This is a genomic window from Micromonospora arborensis (assembly GCF_003205615.1).
Taxonomy (GTDB): domain Bacteria; phylum Actinomycetota; class Actinomycetes; order Mycobacteriales; family Micromonosporaceae; genus Micromonospora; species Micromonospora arborensis.
The window spans coordinates 238,579-263,341 of sequence record NZ_PYBV01000016.1 but is presented as its reverse complement, the minus strand read 5'-3'; the positions used below and the strand labels follow the sequence as shown (position 1 = coordinate 263,341).

The following is a 24,763-nucleotide window of genomic DNA, read 5'->3' as shown; positions in this document are numbered from 1 at the left end:
GGGAGGAGCGGCCAGATGAGCGGGGTACGACGCGACGACGGCCGGCTCCGGTGTTGCGGTGACGCCCGTCCGTTGACGACGAAGGCAGGTTTCCGGTGACTCCGCGCGGCTGGGCGCTGCTGACCCTGGCCGGGGTGACCGTCGTCCTGGTCGTGATCGCCGCGTTGTTCATTCCGTGGCACCGACCGCCAGCCCCGCGCGCCGACCAGCTCGCCGCGCTGCGCGACCTACCGGCCGAGCAGGTCGCCAAGGGGCGGGAGTTCCGGGCGGCGCTGCGCCCCGGCGGGTACGCGGCTCTCGTCGTGGGGCTGCTGGTCGCCCTCGCGCTCGGGTTGACCCCGCTGGGCAGTCGCCTGGTCGAGCTGGTGGGCCGGCCGTTCGGGGGGCACTGGGCCGCTCAGGCGGTGCTCGGCGGGCTGGCCGTGGTCCTCGTCGCCGACCTGGTGACGCTCCCGTTCGCCGCCTGGCGACAGAGCGTGCTCACCCGCTACGGGCTGAGCACCAACGGCTGGAGTGGCTGGGCGGTCGACCTGCTCAAGTCGTACGCGGTCAGCGCGGTGATCGGCGCGGTGGCGCTGATCGGCTTCTACACGGTCATCCGGCTCGCGCCGCGCTGGTGGTGGGCGTTCGGCGCGGCTGGCGCGGCCCTGCTGGTGGTGTTGCTGTCGTTCGTGCTGCCGGTGCTGGTGGAGCCGGTCTTCAACAGGTTCACCCCGATGGAGCAGGGCCCGCTGCGTACCGAGCTGATGAGCATGGCCGCCCGCGACGGGGTGCCGGTGCGCGACGTGCTGGTGGCCGATGCCTCCCGCCGCACCAGGGCGGTCAACGCGTACGTCTCCGGTCTCGGGCCGACCCGCCGGGTGGTCGTCTATGACACGCTGCTGCGCGAGGCGACCCCGGCCGAGGTGACCGCGGTGGTGGCGCACGAGCTGGGGCACGCGAAGGACTCCGACGTGACGGTCGGCACGCTGACCGGGGCGCTGGGTGCCGCTGCCGCCGTGGTGGCGCTCTACCTGCTCGGCTCGTGGGGGCCGTTGCTGCGGCTGGCCGGTGTCGACTCGGTCGCCCAACCGAGCGCGTTTCCGCTGCTGGTCGCCCTGGTCACGGTGGCCGGGCTGGTCGCCGCGCCGGTGCAGGCGCTGATGTCACGACGGGTGGAGGCGCGGGCCGACGCGCACGCGCTCGCGCTGACCCGTGACCCGGAGGCCTTCGAGTCGATGCAGCGCCGGCTCGGCTCGGTCAACCTCGGCGACCCCGACCCACCGCGCTGGGAATACCTCTACTCGGCCACGCATCCGTCCACCGTCGAGCGGATGGCCGCCGCCCGCGCGTACGCCCGGGAGGCCGCCCGATGACCCGCACGCTGCTGATCACCAACGATTTTCCGCCCCGCCCGGGTGGCATCCAGTCCTTCGTGCACAACCTCGCGGTGCGTCAACCGGCCGGCTCGGTGGTCGTGTACGCGTCGAGTTGGCGCGGGGCCGACAAGTTCGACGCCGACCAGCCGTTCGAGGTGATCCGGGAGCGCACCCGGGTGCTGTTGCCCACCCCGTTGATCGCCCGCCGGGCGGCGCGGTTGGCGCGCGCGTACGACTGCGACACGGTGTGGTTCGGCGCGGCGGCTCCGTTGGGGCTGCTCGCCGCCGGCCTGCGTCGGCGAGCCGGCGTACGCCGGGTGGTGGCGCTGACCCACGGCCACGAGGTCGGTTGGGCGGCGCTGCCGGCCGCCCGGCCGGCGCTGCGGCGGATCGGTCGGGGTGTGGACGTCACCACCTATCTCGGCGAGTACACCCGTAGCCGGCTGGCCCGCGTGCTGGACGACGTGACCGAGTTGCGCCGGCTCGCGCCCGGGGTCGACGTGGACACCTACCACCCGACCGTGGACGGTGAGCAGGTCCGGGCCCGGCTCGGGTTGACCGACCGGCCGGTGGTGGTCTGCGTGTCCCGGCTGGTGCCGCGCAAGGGTCAGGACATGCTGATCCGGGCACTCCCGGAGATCCGCCGTCGGGTGCCCGACGCGGCACTGCTGATCGTCGGCGGCGGGCCGTACCGGGCGACCCTGGAGAAGCTGGCCCGGCAGACCGGTGTGGAACGGGACGTGGTGTTCACCGGGTCGGTGCCGTCGGCCGAGCTGCCGGCGCACTACGCGGCCGGCGACGTCTACGCGATGCCGTGCCGCACCCGCAACCGTGGGCTCGACGTGGAAGGGCTCGGCATCGTCTACCTGGAGGCGTCCGCGACCGGCCTGCCGGTGGTGGCCGGTGACTCCGGGGGTGCACCGGACGCGGTCCGCGAGGGGGAGACCGGCTACGTCGTACGTGGGCGGGACATCGCCCAGCTCGCCGACCGGGTCGCCCGGCTGCTCGCCGACCGGGATCTGGCCCGCCAACTGGGCGCTGCCGGTCGGGCGTGGGTGGAGCGCGAGTGGCGCTGGGAGGCGCAGGCGGAACGGATGGCGGCGCTGCTCGCCGGCTGATCGCCACCCGCGCTCAGCCGGTGCTTCCCCGGGGCGGCGCGTAGCTCGGCACGTACTCCTGGCCGGTGAGCTTCTGGATCTCCGCCACCACCTCGTCGGTGACCGTCCGGATGTCGCGTGGCCCGTTGATGCGCTCGGCGACCGGGATCGGCGGGCCGAAGCGCAGGGTGACCGGGTGTCGGCGGGGCAGTCGCGCGTCGACCGGCAGCACCTCCGCGGTGCCGAGCACACCGACCGGGATGATCGGCACCCCGGCGTCGCGGGCCAGCCGGGTCATTCCCACCCGGCCCCGGTAGAGCCGTCCGTCCGGGGAACGGGTGCCCTCCGGGTAGACGGCGACCAGGCCGCCGGCCCGCAGCACCGGCACGGCGGCGTCGAGGGCGCGCAGGGCGGCGCGGCCGTCGGCGCGGTCGACCGGGATGGCGCCCATGCCGGCGACGATCCGCCGGTTGAGCCAGCCACCGGGACCACGGCCGGTGAAGTACTCGACCTTCGCCCAGAAGGTGACGTGTCGGGGTGCCAGGCAGGCGAGGAACAGCTCGTCGGCGACGGACAGGTGATTGCTGGCGAGGATCGCGCCGCCGTGCGGGGGCAGGTGCTCCAGCCCTTCCACGCGGGGTCGCCAGCCCCACCGCAGTGTGGTGCCGACGGTCAGCTTGGTGAGGTCGTACAGCAGGGGCACAGGTCCTCCGAGGTCAATGCCGGGTGGGGCCGAGATGGGCATCGAGCGCGGCGCGCAGCAGGGCCTCGTCGTCGTGTGCGTCGGTGGCCAGCGGCAGGCTGCCCCAGGCCCAGAGCTGGGCGATGCCGTGCAGGTTGGCCCAGAGCGCGCCGGCGAGCACCGGTGCGGGCGTGTCGGTCGGCCGGCGGACCTGGGCCACCAGGTCGGCCAGGACGGCGAAGAGCGGCAGGCTCGTCTCGCGTAGCCGCAGCCGGCCGCTGTCCAGCAGGTCGTGGCGGAACATCAGCTCGAACATGCCGCGGTGGGCCGCCGCGAAGTCCAGGTACGTCCGGGCCAGCGCGGCCAATCGGGTACGCGGGTCCGGGCCGGCGTCGCGCATCGTCTGCTCGACGCGGGCGGTGAGGTCGGCGAAGCCCTCCCGGGCGATGGCGGAGAGCAGGTCGACGTGGGTGGGGAAGTAGCGGCGCGGTGCGCCGTGCGAGACACCGGCACGGCGGGCGATCTCCCGCAGCGACAGCGCCGCCTGGCCCTCGCGCAGCACCAGGTCGACCCCGGCGGCCACCAGCCGCGCCCGCAGGCCCGTCTCCTCCACGTCCATAGACACTGTCTACCAGGGTGGCGTAGACGCTGTCTACTCGCGGGCGGGCCGACGGGTGGAGCGTGCCGGTCGCCGCGGCGATGTGTCTCGTCGAGCGGTATACCTCTGCGTCATAGATATGCCGCTGAGGTATACCGCCTTCGATCCGCCTGGCGGCGCGATCGGGTGGCGGGATGAAGAGTCGCGTTGGGTGGGCGGGCCGTGTGGGCGCGCTCAGCGGATGCGGGCCAGGATGCGATCGGCGGGGGCAGGGCGGCCGAAGTGCCAGCCCTGGGCGGCGTCGCAGCCGATCGCCCGCAGCCTCTCGGCCTGCCCGGCGGTCTCCACCCCCTCGGCGGTGACCGTCAGGTCCAGCGCGTGCGCCAGCGAGACCAGCGAGGCGAGGATCCGCTCGTCGGTGCGGCCGACCGACGGCGACCGCAGGCCGGCCACGAACTCCCCGGCGACCTTCAGCTCGGTCACCGGCAGGTCCCGTAGATACGCGAGATTGCTGTAGCCGGTGCCGAAGTCGTCGATGGCGATCCGCACACCGAGGTCGGCCAGCACCCGCAGGGCGCGTACCGGCTCCTCGGCGGTGCTCATCATGGTGCTCTCGGTGATCTCCAGTTGGAGCCGTTCCGGCGGCAGGCCGGTCTGCCGCAGCAGCGCGCGGACCTCCTGCACCAACCCGGGCCGGTGCACCTGCCGTACCGCCAGGTTGACGCTGACGAACGGTGCGGCGACGCCGCCGGCCGACCAGGCCTCCGCCTCGCGGCAGGCCTCGGCCAGCACCCACCCGCCCAATTGGACGATCAGGCCGGTCTCCTCGGCCAACCCGATGAAGCTGTCCGGACGCAGCACCCCCAGCTCCGGGTGGCGCCAGCGGACCAGCGCCTCGACGCCGACCAGGCTGCCGTCGCGCAGCGACGTCAGCGGCTGGTAGTCGAGGTAGAACTCACCCCGCTCCAACGCGGCCGGGATGGCGGCGGAGAGCGCGTACCGGGCCAGTTCACGTTGGTTGCGTTCGGCGTCGTAGAGCGCCCAGCGCGCCCCGCCGGCGGACTTCGCCCAGTGCAGGGTGCTGTCCGCGGCCCGCATCAGGTCACTGGGGTTGGCTCCGGCCACCTGGCGTTCGACGATGCCGATGCTCGCCGAGATCTGCAGCTCGTGCCCGTCGACCAGCGCCGGTGTCCGTACCGCGGCCAGCGCGGTCTCGGCCACCGCCACCATGTCGTCGGTGCCCCCGGTGCGTTCCACCAGGATGACGAACTCGTCCCCGCCGAGCCGGGCCACCAGGTGCTCATTCATGGCCTGGCACAGCCGTTCGGCGACCGTGACCAGCAGCTGATCACCGACCTGGTGCCCCAGGGTGTCGTTGACGACCTTGAAGCGGTCCAGGTCCAGGAAGCACACCCCGACCCGCTGCGCCCCCCGGCCGGGCTCGTTGAGCGCGGCGGTGAGCCGCTCGGTGAACAGCGTCCGGTTGGGCAGGCCGGTGAGCGGGTCATGGGTGGCCTGATGCCGGAACCGGGCCTCGCTGGCGCGCAGCGCCCGCTCGGCCTGCGTCCGGGCCGTCATCGCGGCCCGGCGGATCGCCTCCTGCTCGTCGAGCGTCCGGTCGCGCAGCGCGCGGGCGTAGCCGGTCGCCACGGCCGCCAGCAGCCGGGCCATCCGGTCCTCGACGTCCTCGGCCACCAGACCCAGGTCACGCACCAACCGGAGCTGAATGACCTCGACGGTACGACCCAGCCCCTCGGCGGAGGCGATGTGCGCGGCGACCAGCTCGGCTCCGACCCGGTGCCCGGCACGCAGATCGAACGGCTCCGTCAGCAACGCGCCGGCCAGCTCCCCGGTGAGCCGGTCCAGCAGGGCCTCCAGCTGCGCGTGGGTCATCGGCAGGTAGCTGGTGCCGGAGACCGCCTTCGCCCAGGCCCGGGCGAACGTGCCCGGGGGAGCGCTCGCCCCGGGCAGCTCAGCCACCGAGTCGCCCGACGCCGCCCAGGAAGACCGCGCGCTCGGCGTCCTCCGCGCTCTCCGGCGTGTCCGGTCGCCACTGGGGCACCCAGACCACGCCGGGATCGAGCACCTCGAACCCGTCGAAGAGCGCGGTCAACTCGGCGCGGCTGCGCACCCACAGTGGATTGTCGGTCCGCCGGTAGACCCGCTCCGCCTCGGCACGTTCGTCTTCGCTGCGCCCGTCGTCGCTGGCCTGCGACAGCACCAGGTAGCTGCCGGGGGCCAACGCGTCCCGCAGCACCCGCAGCAGCTCCGCCGGTCGGTCGTCGTCGGAGACGAAGTGCAGGACGGCCACGACCATCACGGCCACCGGTTGACTCAGGTCGAGCAGCTTGCGGACGTCGGGATGGGCCAGGATCGCCTCCGGGCGCCGCAGGTCCTCCTGCACCACCACCGCCCGTTCGTTGCCGGCGAGGATCTCACGGCTGTGCGCCACCGCCACCGGGTCGACGTCCACATAGACCACCCGCGACTGCGGGTCGAGCCGCTGCGCGATCTCGTGCACGTTGCCGACGGTCGGAATGCCCGAGCCGATGTCCAGGAACTGCCGGACCCCGGCCTCGGTGAGGTGGTGCACGGCCCGGCGCAGGAACGCCCGGTTGGCCTGCGCCATCAGCGGCGCCTCGGGCACCGCCGCGACCATCGCCTGCGCCGCGGCCCGGTCGGCGGCGAAGTTGTGTGAGCCGCCGAGGTAGTAGTCGTACATGCGCGCGACGCTCGGGCGCTCGATGTCGATGGTGTCGGGTGCCCAGTCCGGCCGCTGCATGCGTCAACCCCTCGAGTCCGCGAGGCGGGCACCGCCGCCCGCGCGGGTATTGTGCACCCGCAACGCACGCCAGACCAGAGCGCGGCGAAGGTTGCCCGCCGACGTCGGTCGATGCGCAACGGTCCGCGCCAGGGTGAAGCTGGCGCGGACCGTCGGTCGCGATAACCCCGCTCGACGAGCGGGGGCAGGTCAGAACTTCGGCGCGTCCGGTGCCTCGAGCAGGCCGAGCCGCAGCGCGGTCATCAGGGCCTGAGCCCGGTTGGCCGCCCCCAACTTCTCGTACAGCTTGGAGATGTGGGTCTTGGCCGTGGACTCGCTGACGAACAACTGCTTGGCGATGCCCGCCACGCTCATCCCGTCGGCGAGCAGCCGCAGCACCTGCCCCTCCCGGGGGGACAACTGCGGGCCGGACGGAGCGAGCCGGCGCTTCATCGCCTCGGCCAGGTCGGCGGCGGTGAACGCGCTGGGGGAGGAGGCGGCGTGCCGGGCGGCGGCCACCACCTCGTCGGCCGGTGCGGTCTTCGGCACGAAGGCACTCGCGCCGGCCTCCAGAGCGCCGAAGAGCTGGTCGTCGCCGGCGTACATGGTCAGCACCACGATGCCCATCGACGCGCTGGACTTGCGCAGCGCGCGAGTGGCCTCCAGGCCGCTGCCGTCGGGCAGCCGCAGATCCATGATCACCACGTCCGGCTGCAGGGCGCCGGCCTGGCGTACGCCCTCTGCCGCCGTGGCGGCCTCACCGACGACCTCGAACTGGCGGTCCCGCTCGAAGGCGTGTCGCAGCCCCTTACGAATCAGGTCGTGATCATCGACAAGGAGGACCTTGGTGCGGGTGGCCGGTGTCGGACTTGTGGTCATCCTCGGGTTACTCCCCTTCTGGTGCTGCGCTGTCGCGCACGTTATCTCGGCGGGACGAGGTGCCAACAACCACCGCCACGGTTGTGCCGCTGGGTTGCCGTGGCCTGATCTCCAACCGGCCCCGGATACGTTCCGCCCTCTCGGCCATGATCGCAAGACCGTACCGTCCGTCGGGGCGCTGGTCAGCCATCCCCTGACCGTCATCCGACACTTCTATTTGCGCGTACGGGGGGTCGACCTCGCACGTGACCCACAGATTCGAGGCTCCGGCGTGCTTGCGCGCGTTGGTCACCGCCTCCTGCGCGATGCGCAGCAACTCGGCCTCGGTGGCAGCCGGCAGCCGGGCCGTGGACTCGTCCAGCGAGAGATGCACCCGCAGCCCGCCGGACGCGCCGACGGTGCGCGCGTACTCGGCGATGGCCGCCGCCAACCCGCCCTGCCGGTCCACCTCGCTGCGCAGCTCGAAGAGGCTCAGCCGCAGCTCCTGGATCACCCGGGTCACCTCGCCGCGCAGCGTACGCAGGGCCTCGGCGGTCTCGTCGGCGTCGTCGAAGACAGTGGCCATGGCGTTGTCGATGCCGTAGCCGACCATCACCAGTTCCTGCGCCACCCCGTCGTGGATCTCCCGGGCCAGCCGCTGCCGCTCCTCGTTGGTGGCCAGCGAGCGCACCTCGTCGAAGAGCAGCGCCGCCTCCAGCCGCAGTGCGGCCGGCCGGGTCAGGGCGGTCACCCGGGACACCACCGGCGGTGGGTACGCGTGCGCGACGTCCGCCTCCAGCACCACCAGCCCCACCGTGCGTACCCCGGCGACCAGCGGGACGATCAGCGCGGACACGTCGGCGCCCCGGTGCGAACGGGACTGCGAACGCGCGGCCGTCGTGGCCTGCTGGCTGGCCCAGGCGTCGGCGATCGCCGAGTCGGCGTCCAGCGTCGTCTCCCAGTCCACCCGGTCGACGCCGGCCTGGGCGAGCACCACGAGCCGGCCGCCGCCGCTGGCCGACAGCACCGCGCCCCGGTCCGCCCGGGCCACCGTGCGCAGCTCCTCCAGCAGGTGCTCGGAGATGCCGCCCGGGTCCAGGGTGGCTCCGGGCAGCTGCCGGGCCACCGTACGCAGCTGGGTCAGCAGGCGGGTGGCCTCGGCGTACGGCTGGGGTTTGCCCTCACCGCGGACCGCCATCACCCGGTGCAGGGTGCCGGCGGCGTAGAGGCCCAGCGCCGCCAGGATCAGCCACTGCGCGCAGACCGCGAGGTAACCCGCCTGGTCGAGCTGGAGCTCTCCGCCGACCTTGGTCAGTGCGCCGCTGACCAGCAGGGTGGCGGCGGCGACCGCGAGCAGGGCGGCGCCCTCGCGGAAGCGTCGGCGCAGCGCGGTGACGGTCACCGGGACGGCCAGGTAGGGCAGCACCGCCGAGGCGCCGAGCCCGTCGACCGTGCCGCCGATCGACGCCACCGCGGCCACCTGGCTCGCGGCCAGGCCCAGCACCACCACCTCGGCGACCCGACTCAGCGGCGCGATCAGCCGGTGCTGCGGGGCCAGCAGCGACGGCAGCCCGGCCACCGCCAACAGCGCGATCCACCACAGCTGGGTGACGTCGCGGGTGGCGAACAGGGTCAGGATGGCGATCAGCGCCAGCACCACCAGGCGGGCGGCCGCGGCGAGGGGATGCGGGTGCGGTGCGGTGGCTGTGGATGCGGGCACGTGACGGATGGTAGTCAGCCTCGGTAGATATCGGCGATCTCCGCCGCGTACGTCTTGTGGACGACCTGCCTCTTGACCTTGAGCGACGGGGTCAGCTCGCCGGTCGTCTCGGTGAAGTCGCGGGGCAGGACCCGGAACACCTTGATCGCCTCGGCCTTGGAGACCGCCTGGTTCGCGGTGTCGATCGCGGCCTGGATCTCCTTGCGCAGGGCCTCGTGCTCGCGCAGTTGCTCGACCGGGGTGTCGGCGGGCATCCCGGCACTCTCCAGCCAGGCCGGCAGCGCCTCCTCGTCGAGGGTGACCAGCGCCGCGATGAACGGCTTCCGGTCACCGACGACGACACACTGGCTGATCAACGGGTGTGCCCGGACCAGGTCCTCCAGCACCGCCGGGGCGACGTTCTTGCCGCTGGCGGTGACGATCAGCTCCTTCTTGCGCCCGGTGATGCTCAGGTAGCCGTCGGAGTCGAGCTGGCCCAGGTCGCCGGTGCGGAACCAGCCGTCGCTGCTGAGCGTCTCGGCGGTCGCCGTCTCGTTGCGCCAGTAGCCCTGGAAGACCAGCTCGCCGGAGATCAGGATCTCGCCGTCGTCCTCGATCCGTACGGTCACGCCGGGCAGCGGGCGACCGACGGTGCCCATCCGGGTGCCGGTGGGCAGGTTCGCCGCCGCGGCGGGCGAGGTCTCGGTCAGGCCGTAGCCCTCCAGGACCGTCACGCCGATGCCCCGGAAGAAGTGACCGAGCCGGGCGCCGAGCGGCGCACCGCCGGAGATGGCGTCGCGGCACCGCCCGCCGAGCGCGGCGCGCAGCTTGCCGTAGACCAGCCGGTCGAAGACCACGTGCTGGGCGCGCAGCGCCAGGCCGGGCCCGCCGGGGGTCTCCAGAGCCTCGCTGTACGCGATGGCGACCTGCTCGGCGCGGGCGAAGATGCCGGCCTTGCCGTCTGCCTCGGCCTTCTGCTTGGCCGCGTTGTAGACCTTCTCGAACACCCGGGGTACGGAGAGTATGAAGGTCGGCCGGAAGGCCTGCAGCTCGGCGACCAGGTTCTTGGTGTCGGCGCAGTGCGCCATGGTGGCCCGCGCCTGCACGAGGCCGATCTGGATCAGCCGGGCGAAGGCGTGCGCCAGCGGGAGGAACAGCAGGGTGGACGCGCCAGCGTTGAACAGGTTCGGCAGCACCGGCACCGCGTTGGCGATGTCGGCGTACATGTTGCGGTGGGTGAGCATGCAGCCCTTGGGTCGGCCGGTGGTGCCGCTGGTGTAGATGATCGTGGCCAGGTCCTGGGCGCGGACTGCCTTGCGCCGGCGCTCGACCTCGGCCAGCTCGACCGTGGCACCGGTCGCGACCAGTTCGTCGACCCCGCCGTGGTCGATCTGCCAGACGTGGTCCAGCTCGGGCAGCCGGTCCTGTACGCCGGCGATCAGGGCGGCGTGCGCGTCGGTCTCCACCACGACGGCGACCGCGTTGGAGTCCTCGAGGATCCACGCGGCCTGCTCGGCGCTGGACGTCTCGTAGATCGGCACGGTGACCGCGCCGACGGTCCAGATGGCGTAGTCCAGCAGCGTCCACTCGTAGCGGGTGCGGCTCATCAGCCCGACCCGGACACCCGGTGCGATGCCGGCGGCGATCAGCCCGCGGGCCACGGCGGCCACCTCGTCACGGAACTGCAGGCAGGTCACCTCCGTCCAGGAGGTGGTGGTGCCGTCGGCGCCGGGGGTGGGGCGGGCGAACTGGACGGTGTCGGGCGCGACTTCGGCGTTGTCCCAGACCGGATCGGTGAGGTTGGCCGCGTCGCCAACGGTGACGATCGGCGGGACGGAGAACTCGCGCACCTGCACTCCTTCGTGCTCGCACTGGCGGGGTCGGCGGCCAACCTGGGTGGCGTCGGCTGTGTCGAAACCTACCCGGCGGGCGGTCCGGGTGGGTTAAGCAGGATGCGGGTAGCCTCCCCCCATGGCGGACTCCTCCACCCAGTCGATCATCATCGGCGCCGCACCGGATCGGGTGACGGCGGTCATCTGTGACTTCGCGCGCTACCCGGAGTGGACCGACGCGGTGCGTCGGGCCGAGGTCGTCGAGGAGTACGAGGACGGCTACGCCAGTCAGGTGCACTTCACCATCGACGCCGGGGTGATGGCCGACGACTACGTGCTCGCCTACGAGTACGCCGAGGACCTGTCCCGGATCGAGTGGCACCTGGTGGCGCCCTCGAAGATGCAGAAGAGCCAGCGCGGTTCGTACGACCTGGTGGGTAACCCGGACGGCAGCACCACGGTGACCTACACGCTGGAGGTCGACCTCTCGGTGGGGATGCTCGGGATGTTTCGGCGCAAGGCCGAGAAGATGATCATGGACACCGCGTTGAAGCAGCTCAAGCGCCGGGTAGAAGCAACCGGTGCGGCGCAGTGACGTGTCCGGTGGCACGGTAGAGGAGCCGACGATGGGCGGAACGGATCCGGGTTCGGCCCGGGAAGAGGCGGAGCGACTGGTCGCCACCCTGCTCGCAGGGGCGCGACTGGCCTCCGCGGGCTCGGCAAGCGGCGCGTTCGGTTCCCTGGGCGGGGTGCTGTCCGGTGTCCTCGGTCACAGTGCCGGCCCGGACGGGCGCCCCGGCGCTGGTGGTGCTTTCGCCACCGGTTCGGCCGAATGCTGCGTCTGCCCGGTCTGTCGGGGCATCGCCGCGTTACGCGACCCTAGTCCCGAATTCGCCGAACGCCTCGCGACCGGCGCCGGTGACCTCGCGGCAGGCGTCGCCAGTCTGCTCCGCGCGTTCTCCCCGGCGGATCCGCCCGCGACGAGCCCGTCCGAGCCGGCATCCGAGTCGAACGCCCCACCATCGCCGGCGCCCGCCGCGAGCACCGACGACGTGCTCCCCGAACCAGCACCGAGCGCCCCGCCCACCGCGACCGGCGACGACCGCGTGTGGCGCGATGCCACCCGTACCGGGCATGATTCTCAGCCGGCGCCGGAGCGGGATGTCTGGTCGGTCGCCACCCGGACGGCGGACCCACTCGCCCCGGCCGCCGTACCACCCGTCGACGACGCCGGGACGGCGACCGTACCGGCACCGACCACCCGTCCCGTGGTGCCCGCCTCGCGGGTGCCCGATGACGCCGACGCGGAAGCATCGGGCGACGGCGCCTGAGCGCGGGACATTCCGACCCGGACCGGCATTGGGCCGGAACCTGGGCCGGACAGCACAGCAGAGGGGGGCGGTAGCGGTGACGCTGACCATCGGAGTCGACGTCGGTGGCACGAAGGTGGCCGGCGGTGTCGTGGACGACACCGGCACGGTCCTCGTGCAGACCCGACGGGACACTCCCGCCGATGACGTCGCCAAGACCCGCGACGTCATCATCGAGTTGGTCGGCGAGCTGGCTGCCGGGCGGACCATCGAGGCCGTCGGCATCGGCGCGGCCGGTTGGATCGACGCCAGCCGTTCGACCGTGCTCTTCGCCCCGAACCTGGCCTGGCGGGACGAACCACTGCAGGAGTATGTGAGCACGGCTGTCGGCCTGCCGGTGATCGTGGAGAACGACGGAAACGTCGCCGCGTGGGCCGAGTTCCGCTACGGCGCGGCCCGCGACGCCGACGACTCGATGATCATGTTCACCATCGGCACCGGTGTGGGCGGCGGCATCGTCCTCGGCGGCGACCTCATGCGCGGCGCCCACGGCATCGCCGCGGAGCTGGGCCACATGCTGGCCGTGCCGGACGGGCACCAGTGCGGCTGCGGGCGGCTGGGCTGCATCGAGCAGTACGCCAGCGGCAGTGCCCTCGTGCGCTTCGCCCGAGCCGGCGCCCGGCAGGAGCCCGACCGGGCCACCGCGCTGCTGGCCCTGGCCGGCGGCGAGGTCGAGGCGATCACCGGCCCGATGGTGACCGCCGCCGCGCAGGGTGGCGACCCGATCTCCGCCGAGGCGTTCGCGCAGATCGGCCGGTGGCTGGGCACCAGCCTCGCCGACATGGCGCAGATCCTCGACCCGCAGACCCTGGTGGTCGGCGGCGGTGTGATCGACGCCGGTGACCTGCTGCTCGGCCCGACGCGCCGCTCGTACCTCGACGCGCTCGCCCAGCGCGGTCGCCTGCCGGTGGCCGAGGTGCTCCCGGCCGAGCTGGGCAACAGCGCCGGGGTGATCGGCGCCGCCGACCTGGCCCGCAGGATCTGAAGCGGTCCGGGATGGGCCAGGGTGCGGGCGTGCCGCTGCGCGTGGTGTCGTACAACATCCACAGCCAGCGCGACGACACCGCCGCGCTGGCGGCGGTGGTCCGGGCCGCGACGCCGGACGTGGTGATCGTGCAGGAGGGGCCGCGCCGGTTCCGGTGGCGGCAGAAGTCCGCCACGTTGGCCGAGTCGTTCGGCCTGGTGGTGGCCGCCGGTGGGTTGCCCGCGTTGGGCAACCTGCTGCTGACCAGCCTGCGGGTCCAGGTGCGGGGCACCCGGTGCCAACGCTTCCCGCTGACCCCCGGACGGCACCTGCGCGGTGCCGCGTACGCCGACTGCCGGGTCGGCGACGCCCGGTTCACCCTCGCCGGCTCGCACCTGTCCACCGACCCGACCGAGCGTCCCGCGCAGGCCGCCGAGTTCAAGCGTGAGCTGGACGCGGCGACCAGCCCGGTGCTGGCCGGGGCGGACCTCAACGAGGGTCCGGACGGGCCCGCGTGGGCGACCGTGTCCCGCGGGTTGACCGATGCCGCGGTGGCGGCCGACCGGGCGGACCGGCTCACCTACTCCTGCGTCGACCCGCGTCGGCGCATCGACGCGCTCTTCGTCGACCCGCGGATCACCGTGGTCGACTACGACGTGGTGGACACTCCGCAGACCCGCCGGGCCAGCGACCACTTCCCGGTCCTGGTGGACCTGCTGCTGCCCACCACCGGCTGACCCCAACCCGGCCCGACCGTCGATTTGTCCGCGTCAGGACTGGACATCCGGCCCGGTTGTGGAGAGGATTTCGCGGCGACCGGCACGCCTGCCGTACAAAAGGAGATGTCCCGGTGTCCACCTCCACCGACCACGGCCGGCCCGACCCGGAGGCGACCTCGTCCGGGCTGGGCAGCGACGGCCGCACGGTCTCCGACCGTGGCGACACGGTCTGCGTCATCGGGGCCGGGGCCAGTGGCCTGACGGCCATCAAGAATCTGCGCGAGCACGGGTTCGGCGTCGACTGCTACGAGCGGGAGACGGGCGTCGGCGGCGGCTGGAACTGGCGCCACGACCGCAGCCCGGTGTACGCCAGCACCCACCTGATCTCGTCGAAACCGTTCACCCAGTTTCCCGACTTCCCGATGCCGGACTCCTGGCCGGACTACCCGCACCACAGTCAGGTGCTGTCGTACTTCGAGCGGTACGCCGATCACTTCGACCTGCGCTCGCACATCTGGTTCGGCACCGAGGTGGTCCGGGTTGAGCCCGCCGAGGGGGAGCGGTGGGACGTGACCACCCGCTCCACCGGCGGGTACGGTCCGGAGCGCACCTCCCGGTACGCCGCCGTGGTGATCGCCAACGGCCACAACTGGTCGCCGAAGCTGCCCCGCTACGAGGGCCTCGAACAGTTCCGCGGCGAGATCATGCACGCCTCGTCCTACAAGGACCCAGCGCAACTGCGCGGCAAGCGGGTGCTGGTGGTCGGCGCGGGCAACACCGGCTGCGACATCGCCGTCGAGGCCGCCCAGCAGGCGTCGCGCTGCTGGCACTCCACCCGGCGCGGCTACTGGTACGCGCCGAAGTACGTGCTCGGCCGCCCCGCCGACCAGGTGAACGACAGCCTGTTGGCGCTGCGCGTGCCGCTGCGGTTGCGGCAGTGGCTCTACCACTGGACGCTGCGGTTGACCGTCGGCGACCTGACCCGCTTCGGCCTGCCCAAGCCCGACCACCGGGTGTACGAGACGCACCCGATCGCGAACAGCCAGCTCGTCTACTACGTCGGCCACGGCGCGATCGGCCCGGTGCCCGACATCGCCCGGTTCCACCCGTACGCCGTGGAGCTGGCCGACGGTCGCGAGATCGACCCCGAGGTGGTCATCTTCGCCACCGGCTACCTGCCGCGCTTCGAGTTCCTCGACGCGTCGGTGTTCGGTGACAGCGCGGGGGCGGGCCGGCCCACGCTGTGGCTCAACGCGTTCACCCCGGGGCATCCGACGCTGGCGGTCGCCGGCCTGGTGCAGCCGGATTCCGGGTTGTTCACCCTGTCGCACTGGCAGACGGTGCTCTTCGCCCGACTGCTGCAGGCCCGCCGCGACCGACCAGAGCGGGCTGTGGCGTTCGCGTCTCGGGTGCGCGAACGGGCCGGGGAGCGCTACTCCGGGCAGGTCAAGGAGAGCAGCCGGCACTGGTTCGAGGTCGGTCACGCCGACTACCTGCGCGCCGTCCAGCGGGCCCTGGTCGAACTGGAGGGCAAATGAGCGCGAGTGAGCTGCGGATCATGCGGAGCCGGGAGTGGTCCCGTCCGGTCCGACCGGCCCGGCGGGAGGTGCTCAGCGCCCTCCCCCAGTTGGAGGAGGGGCGACCTCCGCTGCTCTTCGTTCCCGGTTTCGGCCACGGTGCGTGGGCGTTCGCCGAGCACTGGTTGGGTCATGCGGCGTCGCGGGGCTTCCCGGCGTACGCGGTGAGCCTGCGCGGGCACGGTGGCAGCGAGCCGGCGCCGGAGGCGACGCTGCGGGCGTACGCCCACGATGTGGTCCAGGTGGCCGCGGGTCTGCCGCGCCAGGCGGTGCTGGTGGGGCACGGTGCCGGGGCTCTGGTGGTGGCGCACGCGTTGGCCCGTTACCCGGCGCGGGGTGCGGTGCTGGTGGCGCCGGTCTTCGGGGGGTGGGGAGTGCTGGGGGCGGCGTTGCGCCGCAACCCGGCGGGCACGTTGCCGGCGGTGTTCGGTGGGCCGTTGCGGCTCAACCGTGGGCAGTTGTTCAGCCGTGAGCTGCCCGACGAGGAGGCCCGGCGGTACGTCGGACGGCTTGGTCGGGCGAGCCGGCGGGCGCAGTGGGCTCTGCTGGGCGAGCCGGAGGCCGAGCCGGCCGTGGGCGCACCGCCGGTGCTGGTGCTGGGCAGCCCCGACGACCGGGTGGTGCCGGCGTCGACGTTGACTCGGGTGGCCCGCCGGTACGGTTCGGCGCCGCTGCTCTTTCCCGGGATGGGCCACGACGTCATGCTGGACGCCCGTTGGGCCGAGCCGATCGACGCGATCCTGGACTGGCTGGAGAAGGAGCCCGCAGCGCACTGAGCGGCCGGGCCGGCTGCACGCCGGTCAGGGCGGCCGGGCCGGCTGCACGCCGGTCTGAGCGGCCGGGCCGGCTCCACGCCGGAGGGCAGCCGGGCCGGCTGCACGCCGGTCAGGTCTGCGCCGCCGGTCTGGCGGGTGGCCGGGTCAGCCGCTGGTCTGGCGGGCGGCCTGTTCGGCGTCCGGGGTGGCGGGTCGGGGCACCCGGGCGTCGTCGGGGTCGGTGTCGGTGCTGGTCAGACGGCCGACCAGGGCGCCGTGCTCGTCCAGCGCGTGGAGGTAGGAGCGGGCCCAGGCCCGGATGTCGTGTTCGCTCAGGTGGGCGCGCATGGCCCGCATCCGCTGCGTGATGTCGGCCGGGCTGGCCCGCAGCGCCGCGCAGATGCCCTGCTTGAGCCCTTCCAGGTCGTGCGGGTTGACCAGGTACGCCTGGGACAGCTCGGCGGCGGTGCCGGCGAACTCGCTGAGCAGCAGAGCGCCCGTGTCGTCCACCCGGGCGGCGACGTACTCCTTGGCGACCAGGTTCATCCCGTCGCGCAGCGGGGTCACCGCCATCACGTCGGCGACCCGGTAGAGCGCGGCCAGCTCGGCGCGGTCGAAGGGCTGGGTCAGGTAGTGGATCGCCGGTTCGCCGACCCGGCCGAACTCGCCGTTGATCCGGCCCACCTCGCGTTCGATCCGCTCCCGCAGGATCTGGTACTGGCCGACGCGTTCCCGGCTCGGCATGGCGACCTGCACCAGCACCGTGTCGCGGACCTTGACGTCGCCGCTGGCGAGCAGTTCGCTGTACGCCTTGAGGCGCTGCTCGATGCCCTTGGTGTAGTCCATCCGGTCCACGCTGAGGATGACCTGCCGGGGGTTGCCGAGGTCCTGTCGTAGCCGGCGGGCGCGGGCGGCCACATCCGGGCGAGCGGCGAGCGCGGCCATTTCGGCGGTGTCGATGGAGACGGGGAACGCCCCGATGCGGACGACCCGGTCGTCGATGCCGATCCGCCGGTCGGTGGCCGGCAGGTCCAGCACCCTGGTCACCAGCTGGGCGAAGTTGTGCGCCGCCTGCACGCGCTGGAAGCCGACCAGGTCGGCGCCGAGCATGCCGCGCAGCAGTTCGGCCCGGCGCGGCAACTGCATGAAGAGCTCCGGCGGCGGAAACGGCACGTGCAGGAAGAACCCGATGCGCAGGTCCGGGCGGAGCGCCCGTAGCTGGCCGGGGACGAGTTGCAGGTGGTAATCCTGCACCCAGACCATCCCACCCTGCTCGGTCACCTCGGCGGTCGCTTCGGCGAAGCGCTGGTTGACCCGCTGATACGCCTCCCACCACCGACGGTGATGCTGCGGCTGCTCGACGGCGTCGTGGTAGAGCGGCCAGAGGGTGGCGTTGGCGAACCCCTCGTAGTGGTCGCGCAGGTCCTCGTGGGTGAGCGCGACGGTGTGCATGCGGACGCCGTCCACGTCCGGTAGTGCGGGGGCGGGCCCGGTGCCGCCGGCCCAGCCGACCCAGGTCGCCGGCGTGTGCCGCAGGAGTGGGTGCAGCGCGCTGACCAGCCCGCCCGGGCTGCGCCGCCATTCGCAGGCCCCGTCGGGCGCCTGACTGTCGTCGATGGGGAGGCGGTTGGCCACCACCACGAGGGAACTCTGTCGCATCTCGGGCATTCCGATCAGCAGAGGGCTGACCGCCGCGAGCAAGGAAAAACCGGTCAGTCAGCGGAGGGAGTGACGTACAGCGGTATTCCTACTGACAGTAAGTTACACCACTGTTACGCCCTCGGCGGGTCGGCGCCGTCCCGGGATGCGGGCCAGGGTCAGACGACGGCGCCGTTGTCCGGGTCGTCCTCGTCCTCGTCGCCGGGGCGCAGCCGCCAGATCAGCGTGACGAAACCGGCCAGAATGCCGGTGAACCCGAACAGGGTGACCGCCGAGCGGTCCACCGGGAGCAGCCAGGGGAAGAGGAAGAGCACGAACCCGATGACCACGCCGAGCACGCCGACCACCGCGTACTTGCTGATCCGCGGCAGCGGAGGCGGGGGCGGCGGGTGGTAACCCTCGTCGTCGTCCTCGTCGTCGGGCAGATCGGCGCCGAAGGTGTCCAGCCCGTCCAGCAGCGACGGCTCGTCCGGGCGGGCGCCGCGCCCGATGGAGATCCCGGAGATGTCGGTCGCGGACGGTAGCCGGCGGACGTCGGTGGCGGTCGGGCCGGGCTCATCGGTCCCGGAGCGGGCCAGCGGGCCAGCGGACGGCTCGTCCTGGGTGTCCCGTTCGTCCACGTCCTCCGCGGCCGGCCACGGGTGCTCGCCCACGGCGGAGGAGGTGTGGAAGCCGGCGACGATCCGCGCCCACTCGGCGTCGATGTCCGGTTCGTCACGGGCCGGCGTCTGCTCGGGAGTGGTCTCGTCGGCGAGCTGGGTCAGGTAGTCGCGTGCCGTGGTCAGGTGCGAGCGGTCGACGTAGAGCCGGTCGACCGGCCGGGCCGGCACGGTGGTGGTGCGGGTGACCGGGTTGAGATCGGCGGAGGGCTGCAGGTAGGCGGCGATCCCGCCGGCGGCCAGCACGTCGAGCAGGTGCTCGCCGACGCGCGGATCGACGTCGCCGACGACGGCGTACTCGTTCGCGTCGAGCCCGTTGTCCCGCCGTCCCCGGCGGGCACCACCCGCTGACACCCGGACATCCCCCTTAACGCGTCTCTCGACGCGACAGTCCCTGGCTCCTCGACGCCCCGTCCGCACGCCGTGCTCTGAATCGTGACACGTCGGGGCATGGTTCCGGGAGTGCGTTGTGTCGCGTCTTCCAAAGTCACGGCTAGCGCCGCAGGTCGCGGCAGGGGTTCTTTGTCCCTTCTTGCGCAACAAGTGCGATCTCGATGATCGTTGGCACCGGGAGCGACCCGACACGCCGAGCGTTGCCCGGCTGAGCTGCCGACGATCGGGAGCTGACTCGACGGGTGCGCGGCCCTCAGGGCAGGCGGAGCAGGGTGGGGGCGTGGTGTCGGGTCGCGAAGTCGTGCAGGCGGGCGCGGGTCGCTGCGGCGGCGGGTGGATCGGTCTCGGTCAGCGGGCCGATGGCCAGCGCCAGCGTGATGATCTCGTCGGTCACGTCGGTCATCCGGGCGTAGCTCGCCGCCGCCGAGCGCAGCAGGTTCGCCGCGGTCGAGGCGTCCCCGGCGTGCCGGGCCAACGTGGCGTCGGCGACCTGACCGGCCGCGTGAGCCCACGGGGTCATCCGGGGCGCCCGGTCGAGCAACTCCCGGACCAGCCGGGCGGCGTCGGCGCCGAGCACCCCGGCGACGTGCCCGACGGCCGGCACCCACTCCGCGAACGGGATCATCCGGGTCCGTCGCCAGTCCTCGTCCAACTCGGTCAGTAGGGCCATCGCCTCGTCCCGGCGGCCCTGCACGGCTCGGCACAGCGCGGCGTGCGCCAGGGTGGAGCGCAGCACCCGATGGAATCCGCTGCGGCGGGCCGCCACCAGCGCCTGCTCGACCAGATCCGCACCCGCCCCGCCCGGCCCCGCGGCCCCGTCCGGCTCGGCGCCGGCCAGCCCGCGCATCCAGCCGGAGACCGCCACGATGTGCAGGTCCCACTCCGCGGTCGGCCGACGGGTCGACTCCGCTGCCATCGCCAGCGCGGCCGTCCAGTCACCCGCGTAGTACGCCCGCGCCCACTGGTCGGCGAAGCTGGTCGCCAGGCTGTGCTCGCCGCCCAGATCGAGGGTGAGCTGCTCGTCGACCAGCCGAGCCGAGCCGGCCAGGTCGCCCTCCTCCTGCAACGCCCAGGCCAGGTTCTGCACCGCCCGGCGTCGACTGGTCAGCCGCTCCACCCTGCAGTGCTCGGTCACCTCGACCAGCTCCGGGTACGCCGAGTCGGAGCCGGCCAGGTAACGCGCGACCGCCAGGGTGATCCGCGCGTTGGCCTGCACCTCCCGCAGGTGGAGCCGCTCGGCGAGGGTCTCTGCGGCCCGCGCCGCGGCGCACGCCGGGTCGGTCTCCGCGTTCAGCATGTGCACGCGGGCCAACTCCAGCAGGGCACCCGCCTTCTCCTGGCTGTCCGGCAGCTCGCCGTAGATGCCGATCGCCTGGTCCAGGCAGTGCAGCGTCGCGGAACGATCGGCCCGACTCCACGCGGCGGTGGCGAGCAGCGTCCAGGCCCGCGCCGCACCCGTCCGGTCGCCACCCGCGGTGAGCCGCTCGGCCAGCCGGCTGAGAGTGTCCGTGCCGCCGGCGACCAGGAACGCGTCGCCGTCGCGATAGAACGCCAACTCCGCGTCGAACAGCTCCAGCGCCGGGTCCGGCCCGACGTCGAGGGCCAGCGCCCGACCGACCAGCGCGGCGGCCGTGTCCAACGCGTGCAGCTCGTACGCCCGGCGGGCCGCCCGGTGCAGCGCGGCCCGCGCGGGCGGGGCGTAGGGGGCCGTGTCCAGCCCGACGGTCCGGGCGATCTCGTGTGCCGCCCAGCGGTGGTTGGCGAGCACCTCGGCCAGGTCGTGTTGTCGGCCGTCGGCGAGCTGCGCCATCCAGTCGGCGGTGCGCTGGTGCCGCAGGACCCGCTCGGCCCTCGGCAACCGCTGGTAGCAGACGTCCCGTACCAGGATGTGCCGGAACCGGTACTCGGACTGGCCGGGCATCGTCGACGTGCCCTGCTCGTACACCAGGTCGCGCCGTTGCAGCCGGTCCAGCGCGCGTTCCACCCACTCCACCGACCGCCCCAGCGCCGTCGCCACCGGCGCGGCCCAGAACTGCACGCCGACCACGGCGGCGGCCTGGAGCACCGCCCGGTCGGCCGGGTCCAGCAGGTCGAGCCGGTTGGCGATGACCGCCTGCACCGTCCGGGGCATCTCCGCGCCACCGTCGGGGTCGAGGCGGGCGGCCGAGCGCACCGCGTCGAGCAGGCCGCCGTCGAGCAGCATCCGGGCGTACTCCTGGGCGTAGAGCGGGTTGCCGTCGGCGAACTCGATCAGCGGGGTGCGCGCGGTCGTGGGCAGCGTGGACTGTCCGAGTAGCAGCGAGTAGAGCGTGTCGATGTCGGTGTCGTGCATCGGTGGTACCGAGATGGACATCGCGCCGCTGATCGTCGCGGTCCAGGCCGGGTGTCGTTCCCGCAGCTCCGGGCGGGCGGTCGCGACGACCAGCAGCGGCACGCCGCGCGCCGTCGCGCCCAGTTGCTCGACGAAGGCGAGCATCGCCTGGTCCGCCCAGTGCATGTCCTCGAAGGCCAGCACGGTCGGACCGGTGGCGGCCAGGGCGAGCAGGAAGCGCCGCCAGGAGGCCTCGGTCTCGCCGGGGGTGAGTCGTTCGCCGGGTACGCCGATCAGCGGCCCGAGCGCCTCGGCCAGCCGGGTCGCGTGCGGGTCGGCGAGCTGCCCCAGCCGGGCCCGCAGCCGCTCGCGCAGGGCGGCCGGGTCGTCGACCTCCGGTACGCCCACCCAGCTCTTCACGATGTCCGCCAAGGCCGCCCAGGTGACGTTCTCGCCGAACGGCGGGCACTGCCCGACGAGCCAGGTGACCGGCGTCCCGGGCAGGCTCCCGGCGTGCCGGGCGAGCTCGCGCAGCAGCCGGCTCTTGCCCACGCCGGCCGGGCCGAACACCGTCACCAACTGGGAGGTCCGCTCGGTCACCGTCCGGTGCAGCGCGTTGACCAGCAGGCCACGCTCGTGCTCCCGGTCCACCATCGGCGTCAGCTCCGCGGTGCGCAGGTCCCGGTGCGGCCGGACCTGCACGGCCAGCCAGATCCGGCTCACCGCCGACCGGCCGCGCAGCGTGACCGGCGGCTGGTCGGCGTACTCCATCTCGTGGCGGGTGGCCGACCAGGTGCTCTCGTCGACGACGACACCGCCGGCCGGGGCGAACGCCTGCAACCGGGACGCCGTGTTGACCACGTCGCCGGTGACGAAGGCCTGCCCGCCGTCACGGGTGGCCGAGAGGTCGACCAGGGCCTCGCCGGTCGCGATGCCGACCCGGAAGCCGAGCGGCGGCTGCGGGCCGGTGGTCTGGTGGGCCAGGCTGCGTTGCAGCTCCAGGCCGGCGCGGACGCACCGCAGCGCGTCGTTGTCGGTGGCCACCGGAGCACCGAACAGCGCCATCGCCGCGTCCCCGATGTACTTCTCGACCACCCCGCCGTACTGGTGCACGATGCGTCGCACGGTGGCGAAGTAGGTCTGCTGCAGACCGCGGGCCTGTTCCGGGTCGGCCCGTTCCGCGTACCTGGTGAAGTCGACGATGTCGACGAAGAGCACGCTGACCTGGCGTCGGTCCTCCTCCACCACGACGACGTGCTCGCGCAGCGGTTGACCACAGCTCGTGCAGAAGTTGACCTCGGTGCTGTTGGGGTGCCCGCAGTGCGCGCAGTTGACCGCGAGCGGCTGGCCACACCCGCCGCAGAAGCGGTCGTCCGGCCCGGCCGCGCGGGCGCAGTGTCCACACCTGAGGTCGATGTTCAGCTCCGTGGGCGAGAGGGGTCAGTATCGCGGCGGCCCCGGCCAGTCGGCTACCCGACGTGCGGGCGGGCAACGCCATCGATCGGTCGGAGTTAGTGTTCCGTATCAGGAAGTTTCATGTCAGGGAGAGTGCCGTGCAGGTACGACTGTCCGCCTCGTGGACCGATCCGGGTGGTACGCGGTGGGCGCCGGGCGACACGATCGACGTCGATGCGGTAACTCTCGCCGAACTTGAGGAGCAGGGCATGGTGGAAGAGCCTGAGGGCCAGTCGGGCGGGTCGGGGGAGACCACGACCACCTCGTCGAGCACGTCCACGTCCACGACCGCTAAGCCGACCGATCCGAAGAAGATCGGTCCGGGGCCGGGCGCGCCGCCGGCCGACGACACGGACAAGTGATCGGCCGGATGAGGCCGGCGGGCCCACGGGTCTGCCGGCCTCATCCGTTGCCCGTGCCCGCAGCCGCAGGCGACGCTGTCGCTGGTGACGCCCTCGGTGGGGGCACTGTGGAATGCGCGTTGGTCAGCGGTCGTTCATGCCGGCGCGGCGGCGCAGCGCGGCCACGTCGGTCACCACGATCCGGCGACCTTCGGTACGCAGCCAACCACGGCTGGCGAACGAGCCGATCGCCTGGTTGACGCTCTGCCGGGAACCACCGGCCATCTCGGCCAGTTGGCTCTGGTTGAGCTCGATGGTGATCATCGGTGCCTGGCTTTCGCCGGCCAACCGGACCAGCGTCTTGGCGACCCGACCGGGCAGGTCGAGGAAGACGTGGTCGGCGTTCTGCTCGGTGAGCCGGCGGATCAGCCCGCCCAGCGAGCGCATCACCGCGTCCAGGATGCGGGGGTTGGAGTGCACCAGCTCCATGAACGCGCCCCGCGAGAGCGCGAGCGCGGCGCAGTCCTCGATGGCCTCGGCCGAGGCGGACCGGGTGGATGCGTCGAGCAGGGAGACCTCGCCGAGCACGTCCGGTGGACGGATCACCGACAGCACGGCCCGCTCGCCGGTGGGTGCGGTGCGAAAGACGGCCACCGCGCCGCGGCGCAGCACGATCAGCGACTCACCCGGGTCGTTCTCCACGAAGAGCAACTGGCCCTTGCGGTAGGTGCGCGGGACGGCGGCGGCGATGACGCGCTGCCGCACCTCGGGCTCCAGGCCGGCGAACATCTCGACACCCGTGAGCGCGTCACCCGGCTCCGGCAGGCGCATCTCCACGGCCCAACCCCTCCCCGGTCACGGACCACAAACTCGCTCACCGGGTAACCTCATGGCCCTGACAAGGTGAACTGACACCGATTCGGCGTCCGGTAGCGGTACACATCAGATCATGACGGTCCGGTCGCTTGCTGTACACCCCTCGAAGCACTTCCGTGACCGTCGCGAGCTGCTGGCTCCCGTTGTCCCAGGTGCCGGGCCGGCCCGCCGCCAGCGTCGGGCAGGCCCCGCCGGGCACGGCCGCGCGGCGGTGGGCGAGGATGGCCGGAATGGTCTACCGCTACTTCTACGACTGCGAGTTCATCGAGGACGGCACAACCGTCGACCTCGTCTCGATCGGTGTCGTCGACGAGTACGGCCGCGAGTTCTACGCGGTCTCCACCGAGTTCGACGACTCCCGCGCCGTGCCCTGGGTCCGGCGCAACGTGCTGGACAAGCTGCCCTCCCCGGCGGACCGGGCCTGGCGGTCACGCGAGCGCATCCGCGACGACCTGTACGACTTCCTGGTCGAGCCGATCCGGGACCGGCCGGGGGAGCAGCTGGAGTTGTGGGCCTGGTTCGCCGCGTACGACCACGTGGTGCTCGCCCAGCTCTGGGGTGCGATGCCGGCGCTGCCCCGGGAGATTCCCCGCTACACCAAGGAGCTGCGGCAGCTCTGGGACGACCGTGGTCGGCCGTCTCTGCCGGATGCCGACGCGGCTCGGCACGACGCGCTTGTCGACGCCCGGCACAATCTGGCCCGCTGGCGCGCGATGACAGCTGGCGGGCGATGACGACCCGCTGAGTGGCGGTCGTACCGTTGCAGGTTTGACCGGTTCTGTCCCGGGCAACGGTTCGA

General features: G+C 72.8%; 21 protein-coding genes. 10 read left to right on the top strand and 11 right to left on the bottom strand.

What is annotated here, in order from left to right:
- The first annotated feature begins 95 nt into the window (after nucleotides 1-95).
- Nucleotides 96-1,355 (top strand): M48 family metalloprotease, encoded by a 1,260-nt coding sequence (locus tag C7C45_RS14330; protein ID WP_110564139.1) that lies wholly within the window; start codon nucleotides 96-98, stop codon nucleotides 1,353-1,355.
- Nucleotides 1,352-2,476, top strand: coding sequence for a glycosyltransferase family 4 protein (locus tag C7C45_RS14325; protein ID WP_110564138.1), 1,125 nt, complete (start codon nucleotides 1,352-1,354; stop codon nucleotides 2,474-2,476). The genes C7C45_RS14330 and C7C45_RS14325 overlap by 4 nt, the downstream gene beginning before the upstream one ends.
- Nucleotides 2,477-2,489: 13 nt before the next feature.
- Here C7C45_RS14325 and C7C45_RS14320 read toward each other — a convergent pair whose 3' ends face one another.
- The 7 genes from C7C45_RS14320 to C7C45_RS14290 all read right to left on the bottom strand — a co-directional run bounded on the left by C7C45_RS14320 (nucleotide 2,490) and on the right by C7C45_RS14290 (nucleotide 10,903).
- On the bottom strand, nucleotides 2,490-3,158 hold the full coding sequence (locus tag C7C45_RS14320) for a lysophospholipid acyltransferase family protein (protein ID WP_110564137.1): 669 nt from the start codon (nucleotides 3,156-3,158) through the stop codon (nucleotides 2,490-2,492).
- A gap of 13 nt (nucleotides 3,159-3,171) precedes the next feature.
- Nucleotides 3,172-3,756, bottom strand: coding sequence for a TetR/AcrR family transcriptional regulator (locus C7C45_RS14315; protein ID WP_110564136.1), 585 nt, complete (start codon nucleotides 3,754-3,756; stop codon nucleotides 3,172-3,174).
- A 213-nt stretch (nucleotides 3,757-3,969) separates the two neighbouring features.
- Nucleotides 3,970-5,628: a putative bifunctional diguanylate cyclase/phosphodiesterase gene (locus C7C45_RS14310; protein WP_244200381.1), complete on the bottom strand. Its 1,659-nt coding sequence runs from the start codon at nucleotides 5,626-5,628 to the stop codon at nucleotides 3,970-3,972.
- A gap of 79 nt (nucleotides 5,629-5,707) precedes the next feature.
- Nucleotides 5,708-6,517, bottom strand: coding sequence for an SAM-dependent methyltransferase (locus C7C45_RS14305; RefSeq protein WP_110564135.1), 810 nt, complete (start codon nucleotides 6,515-6,517; stop codon nucleotides 5,708-5,710).
- A 189-nt stretch (nucleotides 6,518-6,706) separates the two neighbouring features.
- Nucleotides 6,707-7,375 (bottom strand): response regulator transcription factor, encoded by a 669-nt coding sequence (locus C7C45_RS14300; protein ID WP_007072219.1) that lies wholly within the window; start codon nucleotides 7,373-7,375, stop codon nucleotides 6,707-6,709.
- A 7-nt stretch (nucleotides 7,376-7,382) separates the two neighbouring features.
- Entirely contained in the window at nucleotides 7,383-9,074 is a 1,692-nt protein-coding gene (locus C7C45_RS14295) for a sensor histidine kinase (RefSeq protein WP_110564134.1), read from the bottom strand.
- Nucleotides 9,075-9,088: 14 nt separating this feature from the next.
- Nucleotides 9,089-10,903, bottom strand: coding sequence for an AMP-dependent synthetase/ligase (locus C7C45_RS14290; protein WP_110564197.1), 1,815 nt, complete (start codon nucleotides 10,901-10,903; stop codon nucleotides 9,089-9,091).
- A 121-nt stretch (nucleotides 10,904-11,024) separates the two neighbouring features.
- Between C7C45_RS14290 and C7C45_RS14285 the strand changes: the two genes are divergently transcribed.
- From C7C45_RS14285 to C7C45_RS14260, 6 genes are all read left to right on the top strand, one after another.
- Nucleotides 11,025-11,480 carry an SRPBCC family protein gene (locus C7C45_RS14285; protein ID WP_110564133.1) on the top strand — a complete coding sequence of 152 codons (456 nt, stop codon included), beginning with the start codon at nucleotides 11,025-11,027 and terminating at the stop codon, nucleotides 11,478-11,480.
- Nucleotides 11,481-11,511: 31 nt separating this feature from the next.
- A complete protein-coding gene (locus C7C45_RS14280) occupies nucleotides 11,512-12,216 on the top strand; it encodes a hypothetical protein (protein WP_110564196.1) in 705 nt (234 codons plus the stop codon).
- 76 nt (nucleotides 12,217-12,292) lie between these two features.
- On the top strand, nucleotides 12,293-13,240 hold the full coding sequence (locus C7C45_RS14275) for an ROK family glucokinase (protein WP_110564132.1): 948 nt from the start codon (nucleotides 12,293-12,295) through the stop codon (nucleotides 13,238-13,240).
- Nucleotides 13,241-13,251: 11 nt separating this feature from the next.
- Entirely contained in the window at nucleotides 13,252-13,956 is a 705-nt protein-coding gene (locus C7C45_RS14270) for an endonuclease/exonuclease/phosphatase family protein (RefSeq protein ID WP_110564131.1), read from the top strand.
- A gap of 113 nt (nucleotides 13,957-14,069) precedes the next feature.
- Nucleotides 14,070-15,476, top strand: a complete 1,407-nt coding sequence (locus C7C45_RS14265; RefSeq protein WP_110564130.1) for a flavin-containing monooxygenase — start codon at nucleotides 14,070-14,072, stop codon at nucleotides 15,474-15,476.
- Complete coding sequence (locus C7C45_RS14260; protein WP_110564129.1) at nucleotides 15,473-16,291, top strand: alpha/beta hydrolase; 819 nt, start codon at nucleotides 15,473-15,475, stop codon at nucleotides 16,289-16,291. The genes C7C45_RS14265 and C7C45_RS14260 overlap by 4 nt, the downstream gene beginning before the upstream one ends.
- Nucleotides 16,292-16,435: 144 nt before the next feature.
- On the opposite strand, the gene C7C45_RS14255 is transcribed toward C7C45_RS14260, so the two are convergent.
- The 3 genes from C7C45_RS14255 to C7C45_RS14245 form a co-directional block, all read right to left on the bottom strand.
- Complete coding sequence (locus C7C45_RS14255; protein ID WP_244200379.1) at nucleotides 16,436-17,929, bottom strand: alpha,alpha-trehalose-phosphate synthase (UDP-forming); 1,494 nt, start codon at nucleotides 17,927-17,929, stop codon at nucleotides 16,436-16,438.
- Between the two features lie 158 nt (nucleotides 17,930-18,087).
- Nucleotides 18,088-18,942: a DUF308 domain-containing protein gene (locus C7C45_RS14250; protein ID WP_110564128.1), complete on the bottom strand. Its 855-nt coding sequence runs from the start codon at nucleotides 18,940-18,942 to the stop codon at nucleotides 18,088-18,090.
- Between the two features lie 292 nt (nucleotides 18,943-19,234).
- Nucleotides 19,235-22,708 (bottom strand): ATP-binding protein, encoded by a 3,474-nt coding sequence (locus C7C45_RS14245; RefSeq protein ID WP_110564127.1) that lies wholly within the window; start codon nucleotides 22,706-22,708, stop codon nucleotides 19,235-19,237.
- A gap of 137 nt (nucleotides 22,709-22,845) precedes the next feature.
- On the opposite strand from C7C45_RS14245, the gene C7C45_RS14240 reads away from it, so the two are divergent.
- Nucleotides 22,846-23,109: a hypothetical protein gene (locus C7C45_RS14240; RefSeq protein ID WP_110564194.1), complete on the top strand. Its 264-nt coding sequence runs from the start codon at nucleotides 22,846-22,848 to the stop codon at nucleotides 23,107-23,109.
- 123 nt (nucleotides 23,110-23,232) lie between these two features.
- Here the strand turns inward: C7C45_RS14240 and C7C45_RS14235 are convergent, their stop codons facing one another.
- The gene (locus C7C45_RS14235; RefSeq protein WP_007463121.1) at nucleotides 23,233-23,925 is read right to left on the bottom strand and encodes a Crp/Fnr family transcriptional regulator; all 693 of its coding nucleotides are present in this window, start codon (nucleotides 23,923-23,925) and stop codon (nucleotides 23,233-23,235) included.
- Between the two features lie 269 nt (nucleotides 23,926-24,194).
- Here C7C45_RS14235 and C7C45_RS14230 point away from each other — a divergent pair, with 269 nt between their 5' ends.
- Nucleotides 24,195-24,698, top strand: a complete 504-nt coding sequence (locus tag C7C45_RS14230) for a polyadenylate-specific 3'-exoribonuclease AS (RefSeq protein WP_110564193.1) — start codon at nucleotides 24,195-24,197, stop codon at nucleotides 24,696-24,698.
- The last annotated feature ends 65 nt before the right edge of the window (nucleotides 24,699-24,763 follow it).

Bases quoted from the DNA above. Each gene is read 5' to 3' on its own strand.
- C7C45_RS14325 (WP_110564138.1), top strand. From the start codon at position 1,352: ATGACCCGCACGCTGCTGATCACCAACGATTTTCCGCCCCGCCCGGGT.
- C7C45_RS14315 (WP_110564136.1), bottom strand. From the start codon at position 3,756: ATGGACGTGGAGGAGACGGGCCTGCGGGCGCGGCTGGTGGCCGCCGGG.
- C7C45_RS14310 (WP_244200381.1), bottom strand. From the start codon at position 5,628: ATGACCCACGCGCAGCTGGAGGCCCTGCTGGACCGGCTCACCGGGGAG.
- C7C45_RS14305 (WP_110564135.1), bottom strand. From the start codon at position 6,517: ATGCAGCGGCCGGACTGGGCACCCGACACCATCGACATCGAGCGCCCG.
- C7C45_RS14300 (WP_007072219.1), bottom strand. From the start codon at position 7,375: ATGACCACAAGTCCGACACCGGCCACCCGCACCAAGGTCCTCCTTGTC.
- C7C45_RS14285 (WP_110564133.1), top strand. From the start codon at position 11,025: ATGGCGGACTCCTCCACCCAGTCGATCATCATCGGCGCCGCACCGGAT.
- C7C45_RS14280 (WP_110564196.1), top strand. From the start codon at position 11,512: ATGGGCGGAACGGATCCGGGTTCGGCCCGGGAAGAGGCGGAGCGACTG.
- C7C45_RS14270 (WP_110564131.1), top strand. From the start codon at position 13,252: ATGGGCCAGGGTGCGGGCGTGCCGCTGCGCGTGGTGTCGTACAACATC.
- C7C45_RS14260 (WP_110564129.1), top strand. From the start codon at position 15,473: ATGAGCGCGAGTGAGCTGCGGATCATGCGGAGCCGGGAGTGGTCCCGT.
- C7C45_RS14255 (WP_244200379.1), bottom strand. From the start codon at position 17,929: ATGCGACAGAGTTCCCTCGTGGTGGTGGCCAACCGCCTCCCCATCGAC.
- C7C45_RS14230 (WP_110564193.1), top strand. From the start codon at position 24,195: ATGGTCTACCGCTACTTCTACGACTGCGAGTTCATCGAGGACGGCACA.